13 protein-coding genes are annotated in these 13,095 nt (G+C 60.3%); 4 read left to right on the top strand and 9 right to left on the bottom strand.

The window, feature by feature from the left end:
* Positions 1-81 precede the first annotated feature (81 nt).
* The 3 genes from NAT21_RS02030 to NAT21_RS02020 form a co-directional block, all read right to left on the bottom strand.
* Positions 82-1,272 (bottom strand): class I SAM-dependent rRNA methyltransferase, encoded by a 1,191-nt coding sequence (locus NAT21_RS02030; RefSeq protein ID WP_250937949.1) that lies wholly within the window; start codon positions 1,270-1,272, stop codon positions 82-84.
* 197 nt (positions 1,273-1,469) lie between these two features.
* Positions 1,470-2,282: a bifunctional DNA-formamidopyrimidine glycosylase/DNA-(apurinic or apyrimidinic site) lyase gene (gene mutM / locus NAT21_RS02025; RefSeq protein WP_250935276.1), complete on the bottom strand. Its 813-nt coding sequence runs from the start codon at positions 2,280-2,282 to the stop codon at positions 1,470-1,472.
* A 102-nt stretch (positions 2,283-2,384) separates the two neighbouring features.
* Positions 2,385-3,818, bottom strand: a complete 1,434-nt coding sequence (locus NAT21_RS02020) for an NAD-dependent succinate-semialdehyde dehydrogenase (protein ID WP_250935273.1) — start codon at positions 3,816-3,818, stop codon at positions 2,385-2,387.
* 236 nt (positions 3,819-4,054) lie between these two features.
* On the opposite strand from NAT21_RS02020, the gene NAT21_RS02015 reads away from it, so the two are divergent.
* Genes NAT21_RS02015 through NAT21_RS02005 form a run of 3 tightly spaced genes read left to right on the top strand, consistent with a single transcriptional unit; the run spans position 4,055 to position 6,246 of the window.
* On the top strand, positions 4,055-4,807 hold the full coding sequence (locus NAT21_RS02015; RefSeq protein WP_250935271.1) for an amino acid ABC transporter substrate-binding protein: 753 nt from the start codon (positions 4,055-4,057) through the stop codon (positions 4,805-4,807).
* 48 nt (positions 4,808-4,855) lie between these two features.
* On the top strand, positions 4,856-5,506 hold the full coding sequence (locus NAT21_RS02010; RefSeq protein WP_284732695.1) for an amino acid ABC transporter permease: 651 nt from the start codon (positions 4,856-4,858) through the stop codon (positions 5,504-5,506).
* A complete protein-coding gene (locus NAT21_RS02005) occupies positions 5,503-6,246 on the top strand; it encodes an amino acid ABC transporter ATP-binding protein (protein WP_250935267.1) in 744 nt (247 codons plus the stop codon). The genes NAT21_RS02010 and NAT21_RS02005 overlap by 4 nt, the downstream gene beginning before the upstream one ends.
* A 44-nt stretch (positions 6,247-6,290) precedes the next feature.
* On the opposite strand, the gene NAT21_RS02000 is transcribed toward NAT21_RS02005, so the two are convergent.
* Positions 6,291-7,118: an HDOD domain-containing protein gene (locus tag NAT21_RS02000; RefSeq protein ID WP_250935265.1), complete on the bottom strand. Its 828-nt coding sequence runs from the start codon at positions 7,116-7,118 to the stop codon at positions 6,291-6,293.
* Positions 7,119-7,237: 119 nt separating this feature from the next.
* Here NAT21_RS02000 and NAT21_RS01995 point away from each other — a divergent pair, with 119 nt between their 5' ends.
* On the top strand, positions 7,238-7,705 hold the full coding sequence (locus tag NAT21_RS01995) for a YchJ family protein (protein ID WP_250935263.1): 468 nt from the start codon (positions 7,238-7,240) through the stop codon (positions 7,703-7,705).
* 9 nt (positions 7,706-7,714) lie between these two features.
* Here NAT21_RS01995 and NAT21_RS01990 read toward each other — a convergent pair whose 3' ends face one another.
* The 5 genes from NAT21_RS01990 to pepD all read right to left on the bottom strand — a co-directional run bounded on the left by NAT21_RS01990 (position 7,715) and on the right by pepD (position 13,080).
* On the bottom strand, positions 7,715-8,137 hold the full coding sequence (locus tag NAT21_RS01990) for a DUF3465 domain-containing protein (protein WP_250935262.1): 423 nt from the start codon (positions 8,135-8,137) through the stop codon (positions 7,715-7,717).
* A gap of 49 nt (positions 8,138-8,186) precedes the next feature.
* Positions 8,187-9,119 (bottom strand): efflux RND transporter periplasmic adaptor subunit, encoded by a 933-nt coding sequence (locus NAT21_RS01985; protein WP_250935261.1) that lies wholly within the window; start codon positions 9,117-9,119, stop codon positions 8,187-8,189.
* 15 nt (positions 9,120-9,134) lie between these two features.
* Entirely contained in the window at positions 9,135-9,341 is a 207-nt protein-coding gene (locus tag NAT21_RS01980; RefSeq protein WP_250935260.1) for a DUF1656 domain-containing protein, read from the bottom strand.
* Positions 9,331-11,394, bottom strand: a complete 2,064-nt coding sequence (locus tag NAT21_RS01975) for an FUSC family protein (protein ID WP_250935259.1) — start codon at positions 11,392-11,394, stop codon at positions 9,331-9,333. Before NAT21_RS01975 ends, NAT21_RS01980 begins: the two co-directional genes overlap by 11 nt.
* Before the next feature lie 237 nt (positions 11,395-11,631).
* Positions 11,632-13,080: a beta-Ala-His dipeptidase gene (gene pepD, locus NAT21_RS01970; RefSeq protein ID WP_250935258.1), complete on the bottom strand. Its 1,449-nt coding sequence runs from the start codon at positions 13,078-13,080 to the stop codon at positions 11,632-11,634.
* Between the last annotated feature and the right edge of the window lie 15 nt (positions 13,081-13,095).

Here is a 13,095-nt window from a genome sequence, read left to right as displayed (position 1 = left end):
GACCGGGCCGATGACATGGCAGTCATCGGCCCGCTTTCACATTACTGTCCACGGCCAGAGGCTTGCCCCGGCCGCTCATGCTCAGTCACGAAATACCCGAACACCCAGCGCCTTGAGGTATGCGGTTTCGGGAATCGACGGATGAATCGGATGATCCGGGCCCTGGTGTCCCTGGAAGATGAGCTGGCCATGACGATCCTGATGGCGGGCTGCGCCACGCACCAGGTCGATGTGACGCTCGCTGGCCAGGTGCATGGAGCAGGACGCGGAAACCAGCAGACCATCACGACCCATCAGGCGCATCGCTTCACGATTGAGGCGGCCATAGGCCCGCTCGCCGTTATTGATGTCCTTGCGCTTCTTGATGAACGCGGGGGGATCGAGAATGACCACGTCAAACTGTTCACCGGCCGCCTTGAGGGATGACAGCACCTCAAAGGCATCACCTTCCTGCACGGAGACCCGGTCTTCAACGCCATTGAGGCGTGCATTACGGCCGACATGCTCCAGTGCAGTCCCCGAGGCATCAACGCACATGACCTGGCTGGCACCATGATTGGCGGCCTGTACCCCCCAGCCACCAACATAGCTGAAGACATCCAGCACCCGCTTGCCTTCAACCAGACGATTAAGCCACGCCCGGTTGACACGGTGATCATAGAACCAGCCGGTTTTCTGGCCATCGATCACGCGCGCTTCAAAACGGGTATTGTTCTCTTCCATCATCACCGCCTCGGGAAGTTCCCCCTGCACCACTTCGATGCTGGGCTCGAGCGACTCCATGCGACGCCCGCTGGTATCTCCCTTGAATACGATGACCCGGGGTGAAACCACCTTGTTCAGGGCGTCAATAATGCTGTCACGCATGCGTTCCATGCCCAGCGTATTGAGCTGCACGACCAGGATATCATCGAAACGATCAATCACAAGGCCCGGCAACAGGTCACCCTCACCGTGCACCAGACGATAAAAGGGCTTGTCGAACAGGCGCTGACGCAGGGCCAGTGCCTGCTTGAATCGATGGACCAGCAGCGAGCGATCGAGCCGCACGTTGGGGTCCCGGGAGACCACTCGGCCGCAGATCAGCGAGTTGGGATTGACGTAGGCGACACCCAGTTCCTTGCCACCGGCAGCTTCAACAATCGCCTGCGCGCCGGCTTCAAAATCCTTCAGCGGCGTCTTGGTGATGTCTATTTCGTTGGAATAAAGCCAAAGATGCCCGGCCTTGAGCCGTTTATCGGCATTTTTCTTGAGGCTCAGGCGCCGGGTAATGGATACATCAGACATGGGAAAACTCATCCTGGGGCCCGCAGGCCATCAATATGTCGCGGGCAGCCCTTAAGGGCTGCCAACAAGCGTATGGGGGAATGATACACGCCTGCGCCGACTGCGTAAGCCACCAACAGACGATGGCACATCAGATACGGCCCGACCGGGTGTGGATAACCTGAATCCTGCCGCGTCCGGGATCAGTGCTGACAGGTCGGACAAAAGACCGTCGCACGCTGACCGATCACCACACCTTCCAGCAGCGTGCCGCATTCCCTGCAGGTTTCACCACGACGTCCATAAACATAAAGCCGCTGGGCGAAATAGCCCGGCTCACCGGTGCCGCTGACAAAGTCACGCAGGGTCGTGCCGCCCTGCTCAATGGAAGCAGCCAGTACCTGGCGAATCGCCGCGCACAGCACCTGGCACTCGGCCAGCTCCAGCTCACCGGCCGGCCGGCGCGGGTCCACCCGGGACATGAACAGCGCTTCGTTGGCGTAAATATTGCCTACGCCTACCACTACGGCGTTATCCATGATGAAATTCTTGACTGCCACTCGCTTTCCCCGAGAGCGATCAAACAGCACCTGCGCGGTGAACCCATCATCAAGCGGCTCCGGCCCGAGCCGGGCCAGCCGGGGGTCACGGTCCCAGTCATCCACCAGATCAATCAGCCCGAACCGGCGAGGGTCGTGATAGCGCAGGACCCAGCCGGAGGACATGACCCAATCGATATGATCGTGCTTTCGGGGCAGTGTTCCCGGTGCCACCAGCCTCAGGCTGCCGGACATGCCCAGATGCCACAGCACCCTGACCGACTCCACCTCGATACACAGGTACTTGGCCCGTCGCGTTATCGCAGTAACGGTCCGACCAACCAGTCGGTTTTCCAGACCGTCGGGCACCGGAATACGCAATGTCGGAAAGCGTACCCGTACTTCATTGATCTCGAACCCTTCCACGTAGGGCAAAATGCCTCGACGGGTGGTTTCCACTTCGGGTAACTCGGGCATGCTGTCTCCTGATGTCCTGCCGCACCCTGTGCGTCCCGCAAAAAAATGACGCCGGCTACGCCGGCGTCATCTCATCAGTATATCAATCCAGCGCTTACCGCGTCAGCGGGCAGCCTGAGTGACATAACGAAGTTCCAGATAGCTCTCGATGGCTTCACTGCCACCTTCAGTGCCATAACCGGAATCCTTGATACCGCCAAACGGAGCTTCAGGCAGACCCAGCCCGTTATGGTTGATGGTCAGCATGCCACATTCAACGTCACGCCCCAGCGCTGCCACAAGGCGATGATCACGCGCATACGCATAGGCCGCCAGGCCGAACGGCAGACGATTTGCCTCGGCAACCGCCTCATCGTACTCGCTGAAGGACTGGAAGAGCGCAACCGGGCCAAACGGTTCTTCGCTCCAGGCACGCGCAGAAGCAGGAACATCCTTGAGCACGGTCGGCTCGAAGAAGAATCCCTTGCCTTCGCCGCGCTTGCCGCCGGTGACCACCTGCGCCCCCTTCTCGACGGCGTCATTGACGAACGCCTCGATATTGTCACGGCCACGCCCATGGATCATGGGCCCGATCGTAGTGCCCTCATCCAGACCATCGCCCTGCCTGAGCGCCCTCACTTCGGCGGCAAACTTGTCAATGAAGGTGTCATAAACCGCGTCCTGAATCAGAAAGCGGGTAGGCGCGATGCAGACCTGACCCGCGTTGCGAAATTTTGCCAGCGCCATTTCGCGGGCTGCCACATCCAGATCGGCATCCTCGAATACCAGCACGGGGGCATGACCGCCCAGTTCCATCGTGGCCCGCTTCATGTGCTGACCAGCCAGTGCTGCCAGATGCTTGCCGACCGGCGTCGAACCGGTAAAGGAAATCTTGGCCACCTTCGGGTGCGGAATCAGGTACTCGGAAATGTCAGCCGGCACACCGTACACAAGGTTGATGACGCCGGCAGGCACACCGGCATCAGCAAAGGCGCGCACCAGTTCGGCGGGAGACCCCGGCGTTTCCTCCGGCCCCTTGACGATAATGGTACAGCCGGCAGCCAGGGCTGCAGACAGCTTGCGCACGACCTGATTGATCGGGAAGTTCCACGGCGTGAAGGCAGCCACCACGCCCACCGGACGCTTGCTTACCTGCTGCTGCACATCAGGCTGACGTGCCGGCACCAACTGACCGTATGTACGCTGGGCTTCTCCGGCAAACCAGTCGATCGTATCCGCAGCGCCCAGGGTTTCAGCCCTGGCCTGAGCCAGCGGCTTGCCCTGCTCGCGAGTCATGATGCCGGCAATATGGTCAGCCCGCTCACGCAGCAGTTCGGCAGCGCGACGCATGGTCTTGCCTCGCTCGAGCGGAGAAGTGATACGCCAGGTAGCGAAAGCCGTCGAGGCCGCGTCAAGCGCCTTGTCAAGGTCGGCCTGACCGGCTCGGGCAACCTGTCCGATGACCTCTTCCGTGGCCGGATTGACTACATCCAGACTGCCTCCATCGGCCGCCGGCTGCCATTGACCGTTCACGAACAACATTACGTCAGGATACATACGCTGGTTTTCTCCTTTGAACAGGAAAGGTAGTATGACCCACCCCATTTGTTAGCATGCTAGTTAAATGGGGATGGCTCTTTCGATTTCAACCCTGTCAGCATAATGAATATGCAGCGCCGGGATATCCTGATCGAATAAAACAAAAAGGCATATAGATTTATTCTTTTATGACGTTATTGAATTATTGACCTACCATGTTGCCAATAACGATGACGTGAACAAGGACTCCATCGATGAACATCAAAACACTGCTGTCTGTTGTGGCCCTGGGAACATTGACCCTGGCTACCCTGCCCGCTCAGGCCGATATCAGGGTCGGCATGTCCGGCAACTATTTCCCGTTCACCTTCGCCCGGCAGGGCAAGCTTCAGGGCTTTGAAGTCGATGTTCTGAACGCCATCGGCAAGCAGATCGGTGAAAACGTGTCCTTTGTCACGGCCAACTTCTCCGGGCTGGCCGGTATGCTGGACGCCGGGCGCATCGATACGATCGCCAACCAGATCACCATCACCGACGCGCGCAAGGCCAAGTACGCCTTCAGCACACCCTATGTGTATGACGGTGCACAGGTCGTGGTGAAACGGGGCAATGACAGCATTCAAGGCCCCGCGGATCTGTCCGGCAAGACCGTCGCCGTCAATCTGGGTACCAACTTCGAGCAATTGCTGCGTGAACTGCCCAATGCCGACGACATCAACATCAAGACCTATGAGTCCAATGTCGAGCAGGATGTCGCCCTTGGTCGCTCCGATGCCTTTGTCATGGACCGCGTCAGTGCCGCTCAGGTCATCAAGAAAACACCGCTGCCACTGCAACTGGCCGGCCAGCCGTTTTCACGCATCGAAAACGCCCTGCCGTTTCGCGATGACAGCGAAGGCGTAGCCCTGCGTGACAAGGTCAATCAGGCACTGGCAACCCTTCGAGATGATGGTACCCTCGCGCAGATTTCCGAGAAGTGGTTTGGCACTGACATTACCTCGCCATAAGCGAGTCGCACCAGGAGGCAGCGTGTGAGCGTGCTTGATTTTTCCTACATGGCCCAGCTGGCGCCGTATCTGCTCACCAAGCTGCCGATTACCCTCGGCATGGCCAGTGCCGGCATGCTGTGCGCGCTGGTACTGGCCTCGCTGCTGGCGGTGATACGTGTCACCCGCCCGCCGGTACTGAACCAGCTCACGCTGCTGTTCATTTCCTTTTTCCGCGGCACCCCGCTACTGGTTCAGCTGTTTCTGTTCTATTACGGTCTGCCGCAGATCTTCACGTCGCTGGTCAAGGTAGATGGCATCACGGCCACCATCCTCGGCCTGACCCTGCATTTCAGTGCCTACATGGCTGAATCGATCCGGGCAGCCATTGCCGGTGTCGACCGCAGCCAGACCGAGGCGGCGCTGTCGATCGGCATGACCCAGGGGCAGCTGATGCGGCGTATCGTGTTGCCTCAGGCCACACGCATTGCCGTGCCAACGCTGATGAACTACTTCATCGACATGATCAAGTCGACGTCTCTGGCCTTTACCCTGGGCGTGACCGAACTGATGGGCGCGACCCAGAAGGACGCTTCCAGCAGCTTCATGTATTTCGAGGCCTTTCTGACCGTGGCGATTATCTACTGGGTAGTCGTGGAACTGCTGTCCCGGCTGCAGAAGATGCTGGAACATCGTTTGAACAGGGCCTACGCGCGATGATTACTCTCTCCCGTCTCGTCAAGACCTTTGGCAACAGCACCGTACTCGACGGCATTGACCTCACCATTGAAAAGGGCGAGATCATTGTAGTGATCGGGCCCAGCGGTACCGGCAAGTCCACCCTGCTGCGCTGCATCAACATGCTGGAAACGCCGGACAGCGGCGAAATAAGCCTGAACAAGCTTCGAATCGACTTTGCCAAAGCCTCCCGGGCAGAGCAGCTAGCGCTGCGGCGCAATACAGCGTTTGTCTTCCAGAACTACGCCCTGTTTGCCAACCGGACCGCGCGCGACAATGTCGCCGAACGCCTGATCGTGGTGGACGGCTGGCCCCGGGCCCGCGCCCACGCCCGCGCCATGGAACTGCTGGAGCGTGTAGGACTTGGCGACCGGGGCAACGCCTATCCGTCGGCCCTGTCGGGAGGTCAGCAGCAGCGGGTCGGAATTGCCCGGGCCATGGCGGCCGATGCCGAAGTCATCCTGTTTGATGAACCTACCTCGGCACTCGACCCTGAATGGGTCGAAGAAGTTCTGGGCGTCATGAAACAGCTGGCCAGCCAGCGCCAGACCATGATGGTAGTGACTCATGAAATGCAGTTTGCCCGCGATGTGGCAGACCGGGTGATCTTCATGGAAGGCGGACGCATTGTAGAGCAGGGGCCACCGGACCAGCTGTTCAGTGACCCGAAGGACCCCCGCACTCGCAGCTTTCTCAGAAAGGTACTGGGCACCTCGGCATAAAGCCCTGTCCGGGGCCCTGGACGGGCCCCGGGTATCACGCAGGCTCAGGCCAGGATGGTGTCGATGTCGTCGTCCTGATGCATCAGCTCGACGATATCCTCGTAAAGCGTCAACAGGTCCAGTGACAGCGGCTTGCGCACATCCACCGGGAACTGCCCAAGCGCCTCTTCCTCGGACTTGCCGTTGACGATGCACCGATACAGGTATGCAGACAGGTGAACCGCCGCGGCGTACGCCGAAAACGGGCTGGTATCCAGCGGATGGTTCTGAAATTCCAGCGCCGTGCGAATGGTTTCCGGAAAGCGCCAGCGGCGCGCCAGCTCGGCGCCGACCTGGGTGTAATCATAGCCGAACTGGTTCAACTCCAGCTCGCTTCGAAGGGCTCCCTGCTCCACCAGCTTGTCGATCCGCAGCATTTTATCGGGATGCCCGATATGCATGAGGGTCAGGCCGATGTTATGCAGGATGCCACAGGTGAAGGCCGTTTCCGCTGACACGTCCTTTATCTTGCTGTTGCGAACGATGGTCCGGGCGATATTGGCCACCATGAAGGACTCGCGCCAGAACTCGCGCCGATCAAGTCCGGGAATTTCCTTGAAGGCACAGGTCACCCCGGAGGCAATCACCAGGGTCTTGACGCAATCAAACCCCAGCAGCATGACCGCATCATCGATTGACCCGATATTGCGTCCGGCACCATAGCGCGCCGAGTTGGCCATGCGCAGCACCTTGAGGGCCAGGTTCGGGTCCTTCTTGATACTGCTGGCCACTTCATCAACGCTGATATTGCGGTTGTTGAAGTTCTCGATCAGCTCCATCACTACTTCAGGAACATTCGGGAGTTGGTGAATTTTTTCGAACAGTTGATCCATGAGAAGCCCAGCCTCTTGTCGCAGTCACGCACGGCGCAGCCGGCGAAGTTGCTGCTTAAAACGGCATACCGGCTCGAATCTTGATAGGCTTCACTCACATTCCAGACCCGGAAGTTTCCATGCCTGCTCCCTGCCCCTGCCAGTCCGGCCATCCTTACGCCACCTGCTGCGCGCCCCTGCATCGCGGTGAGGCCGTTGCGGCCACCTGCGAGGCACTGATGCGCTCCCGCTATAGTGCCTTCGCCCTTGGCGGGCTGGGAGACTACCTGCTGGCGACATGGGCCCCGGGCCGTCCAGAGCGCCGGGAGCTATCGGCGGCGGCCCTGTCGCGACGTGAGGCCGAATGGACGGGGCTCGAGATCATTTCAAGCCAGGAACGGGGCCGGCGGGGCGAGGTGGAATTCAAGGCGGCCTTTTTGGCGGAGGGAATATCTCACGTCATGCATGAGCGCTCGCGTTTCATCCGCGAGGAGGGCCACTGGTATTACCTGGACGGGATTCAGAACCCACCAGCGGAAAAGGTTTCCCGCAATGGCCCCTGCCCCTGCGGCAGCGGTAAAAAGGCAAAGCGCTGCTGCATGGGCTGACAGCAGCACTTACTGATAGCGTCGGCCGTCATACTCCAGAAAGCCATCCGGATGGCGTCCCCGCGGGTCATGATGAGTCCAGTGGAGCACGCCCCCTCGCGCGTTCCAGACATATTCACCACGAAAACGAACGTGGGCGCCGCGTTCAAGGCCATCCAGCCGTGGGGCAAGATCGATATTATGCGCCACCAGCAGCGTCTGCCCATCGGCCAGTCGCAGAATGAAACGCTGGTGCCGGTCTCCGCGCGTATCATCGCTCAGTATCCGAAACACCACCCCCTCACCGGTGATCAGCACATCACTCTGATGTGCCTCGAACGCCTGAGCGGCCGTGGCCTCGGGCGGCGACGAGCCTGCCGCCAGGCTGACTGCCGGCCCGGCAAGACACAGCATGCACAACAGCACACACCAGCGGATCAGCACGGTCATCATGGCTCCCCTGCCAGCAATGGATCACGATCGGGCATGGGCCCGACCTGTTTCAAACGTTGAAGAAGCCTTCCAGCCACTGGCGCAGCGACCGTCGCCAACCGGACTCGTTCGGAGGTATATCACTACCGATATAGACCGTGGCCGTCAATCCGGCAGATAACTGAACATCGTCCGGGATGTCATCGATGGTAATGCGTACCGGTAACCGCTGGGACAGGCGCACCCAGTCAAAGGTCGGATCAACGCTGGTCAGCCCGGAAGACTGGCTGGACAGGCTGTTGTCGGTAATGCCGCGTGCAATGCTGTTCACATGTCCCCTGAGCGGCTCACTCCACGCCATCAGCTTGATACGCGCGGGGTCGCCCGGGTGAATATGCGACAGCTTGGTTTCCTCGAAATACCCCTGCACATAGAAGCTGTTCGCATCGACCAGCGTCAGGGTTTCTGCGCCGGCATTCACATACTGCCCGGGCCGCAGCAACAGGTTGGTGATATACCCATCGACCGGCGACTTGACGACGGCTCGCTCAAGGTCCAGCTGTGCCTGGCTGACGGCCACCTCGGCCTGAGACACGGCCGCCTGTGCCGCACGGTAGCTGAATTCGGCGTCGTTGCGCTCTTCATCGGAGACGTACTGTTTCAGGTCCCGACGACGCTGGTAGCGCTGACGCGTGTTGTCGGCATCGACCTTCAGCTTCGTCAGATTCGCGCGAGCGTTGGACAGCGCCAGCTCGTAGCGCGCCTTGTCGATGGTAAACAGCACCTGCCCCTGGCTGACGCGCTCGTTGTCGTGCACGTTCAGCTGGTCGACCAGCCCGGACACATCTACCCCGACATGGACGATATCAGCCCTGACACGGCCATCCCGCGTCCAAGGGTCATGCATGTAGTGCTGCCATATCTGATAAAGCGCCACGCCGGCCAGCACCAGCAGTGCCAGAGTCAGCACAAGCCGCAGGGGTTTTCGATTGATTGACACCATAATCACTCCGATGCGTTACACGGGGGCAGGCCACAACGCCATGACTACCCATAACCACAAGGCAAAAAATGCCATATCCACAAGGCTCGGATGCCAGAACCAGCGATACAGCCCGATCCGCGACCACAGACGTCGCGACAGGAAATGAAGCACGCCCGCCAGCAGCAGTGGTACCAGCAGCGGCGGCAGCAAAAAGCCGAACAGCGACCACTCATTCAGCATGATCATCCTCCACAGACAGGGTGTTGTCCGAACCGGCAAGCGCCGTCAATCGATGGGACAGCATCTCGAGCTCGGCGGCCATGCTGATCCAGGGCGGTCTGGCATGATAAAACGTCCGCGCCCAGTCGATGGCCTCATGCGATGCCTGTCGGCTTGCCTCCCGATCAACACCACTGTGCGCCTCCTGCTCCTGATACAGCGTGTGCCCCAGCCGCGACAGCCAGTGATCGAACTCGTCCAGGGCCACCCCCTCGGTCGAGGACGCCATGCGCCGCCGCAGATGGCGCAGCCGCCAGACCCCAAGACCAAGTCCGTGCAGCGTAGTGGCCATGTGAAGCTGATCTGCCGTACTGCCAAGCGCCATCATTCGCCCCAGGCGATCATGCAGTCGGACCTCGAGCCGCCCGCGATGAGGCAGCGCACTGTCTCCGGCCAGCCGGGCAAACTCATCCCAGAAGCCCCCAAAGAGGTTCTGCAGCCGCTGATGACTTGGACGCTGGCGAAACAGCAGAAAGACCACCACTGCCGCCGCGGTACCCACCAGCGACGCCAGTGAGGAATTAAGCAGCGCCAGGGGGGCAAAGTGAAACTGCTGCTGCAGGTTCAGGGTCATCGACAGGTTGATGATTGCCGGCAGCGATGCCGCCAGCGCGGGATAGGGCAACATCAGCGCCGTCAGCCCGACGGGCACTGCCAGACTGATGGCCATCAGCCAGAACCCGCTGATGGCAGGAAAGATGATAAAGGAATACAGCATGGCCACCGGCACCGAAATCGCCGTGCCGATGAAAAAGTGAAATACGATGCGGTGAGGGTTCGGCGCCTTGGCAAACAGTACACAGAACACCGCCATCATCATCATGGCGAAATAGCCGGACAGCCAGCCGCTGTGAAGCCAGAACAGCCCCAGAGCCGTAAAGCCGGCAAAGACACGAAAGGCGTTGAAGGCAGCAACACGATGCTCAAGGTGCAACCAGGTTCCCCTCGCTCGCCGGGGCAGCTCGCGAGGCGCCCGCCCCGTGTGCAGCGTCGACAGCAGGCGCTGGCCATGCAGCATCAGGGCAGAAATATCCTGCAGTCGCGAGATGACCAGTGCCATGCAGGCCTGTGTCGGCGGCGGAACCGAGGTATCCCGCTCAAGGACAGGAAAGGACAGGGCGTCATCACTGACGCGCCCGGTATCATCAAGCCGTTGCCAGGCCATGAACCACGCCTGCATCCGGGCGCTGATGTCACTGGCCAGCGCCTCCCCACCCGGCTTGAGACGCAGCCGCGCCAGAGCCACCTCCAGATCGGCCAGGGCCGACAGCAGTGCCAGACTGTCGCTGGCAAAGCGGGCCAGCGGCTGACGGTGCAATCGATAGCGCCAGTGTTCAAATCGGGCCATGCCCTGGGTCTGATCCATCTGACGCTGCTGTTGCAGCAGCGCCTGATAACGAGCCAGACGATTGCTGTCTGCCGACTGCTCAAGCAACGCGGTCGACTCACGCGCCACCTCCCTTAAAAACGTGGTGATGGCCTGAGGCAGCCGGTCGCTGCCAAACCGGGGCATGACGGCAATGTTGATTATCAGCCCCACGATAATGCCCAGCCCGGTTTCTTCCGTCCGCCCGATGGCATAATCAATGACATGAACCGGATCATGGCCGATGGCGGTCAGCGACACCATGGTAGCGGTATAGCCACACAGCATCATGGTGTAACTCAGCGGCTCATCCTGAAGCAGCATCACGCCATAGGTGCACACGGCAAGCCAGGCGCCGGCGGCAAGCACATACAACAGGGGTTGCTGACCGAAGAACCCGATCAATACCACACCGGCCACGGCGCCTATGACCGTGCCAAGCAGACGCGCGATACCACGGCGTACCATCACGCCCACCGGCGGCGTCGCGCCGGTAAACATCATCGGCTGCACCGTCACCAGCAGTACACCCAGAATGGCCCAGGCCGGTTGAACCAGTCCGAAACGAATCGCGATATAAAGGGTAATGACGACGGCAATGGCGGTTTTAAGTGCCATCAGTACACGATCAGCCCAGATCGCATTCATTGAGCCACCTCGGATAAAAACAGGCCTGTCCTGGCGGAACAGAAAGGAAGGTTACTGATTACTAAAAAGCGCGCCGGATCGCCCGGCGCGTAATACGAGCAAAGCCGCTCATTAGTAAGGATGCTCAGTATTTCACGAGGTTACGTCTGCCGTCTACCCCTCATGACAATTCTGCGTCACCACACAACGCTGCCGGCACAGGGGCCGGCAGCAATGAACAGCGAAAAAACCAGAGGGTCAGGCCAGATCCGTCACCATGGCCTTGAGCAGGGCATAAAACTCCTCGACCGCTGCAAGCTCTACTCGCTCGGTCGGAGAGTGCGCCCCCAGGATGGTCGGCCCGAAGGAAATCATGTCCAGCCCCGGGTAATGGGCACCGATGATGCCGCACTCAAGCCCGGCGTGAATGACCTTGACCTCCGCCTCACGGCCCAGCTCCCGCTCGTGAAGGGCCAGAAAGCGGGCGAGCAGTGGAGAGTCTGCCTGAGGCGCCCAGCCGGGATAGCCCTCACCGGCAATGGCTTCCACGTCAATCAGGGAAAACAGCGCCCGGAACCGCTCATTGATCGCCTCGGCGCTTTCAAGCCGCAATGCCCGTACCATGGCGCCCAGATGCAGATGGCCGTTTTCAAGCCGCAGCACGCCGATGTTGTTGGAGCTTTCGGCAATGCCGGGCACCGTCTGGCTCATGCGGTCGATGCCATAAGGCATGGCCGTCAGCACCGCCAGCAGTTTGCGGCTGTCTTCCATGGTCATGGCCTGAGCGGATTCGCCGTCTTCCACGCTCAGCACCAGTCCGTCATCGACCCCCTCGTACAGCAGGGCTTCCCGCGTCTGGAAGGCCGCCACGGTTTCAGTCACCAGGCGGCGCGCCGCCTCGGGTACCAGAAAGACCGCACGCGCATCACGGGTAATGGCATTGCGCATGGTGCCGCCGTCCAGAGATATCAGCTGCAGCCCGGTATCGCGCAGCGACCACAGACAGGCACAAAGCAGTACGTTGGCATTGGCCCGTCCCTTGTCGATGTCCATGCCGGAGTGGCCGCCGACCAGCCCACTGACCGACAGTGACAACGCGGTCTGACCTTCGCCGGGTGCCACCAAGGTGAAATCATGATCAACCTTGACGTCGTTGCCCCCGGCACAGCCGATATAGACCTCCCCCCGGGACTCCGAATCAAGATTCAGCAGATAGTGACCGCTCAGCCAGTCCTTCTGCAGGTAACGTGCGCCCACCAGTGAAGCCTCTTCCTCCACGGTAAACAGCGCTTCCAGCGGGCCGTGAGTCAGCGATGACTCGCCCAGAATGGCCAGCGCCGCTGCCGCGCCCACGCCATTGTCTGCGCCAAGGGTGGTCCCCCGGGCATGCAGCCAGCCGTCCTCGACAAAGGTATCGAGGGCATCGCGAGTGAAGTCATGATCATGGCCGCTGGCCGCCTGCGCCACCATATCCACGTGTGACTGCAAAATGACGCCGGGGGCGTTTTCATGCCCGGGCGTGGCCGGCTTTCTGACCAGCAGATTACCGGTGTCATCACGCTCGCAGGTCAGGCCACGCTGCTCGGCCCAGTCAACGATTTTGCCGATGATGGCCTCTTCATGACCGGACGGCCGCGGGGTATCACAAAAGGTACGAAAATGGCGCCACAGGGCGGTCGGTTCGAGCGTGTCGAGCTGTTCGTTCATGGGGATCTCCTTGAT

The sequence above is a fragment of the Larsenimonas rhizosphaerae genome, from assembly GCF_023700005.1.
Classification (GTDB): domain Bacteria; phylum Pseudomonadota; class Gammaproteobacteria; order Pseudomonadales; family Halomonadaceae; genus Larsenimonas; species Larsenimonas rhizosphaerae.
This window is presented reverse-complemented; position numbering and strand designations above follow the sequence as displayed.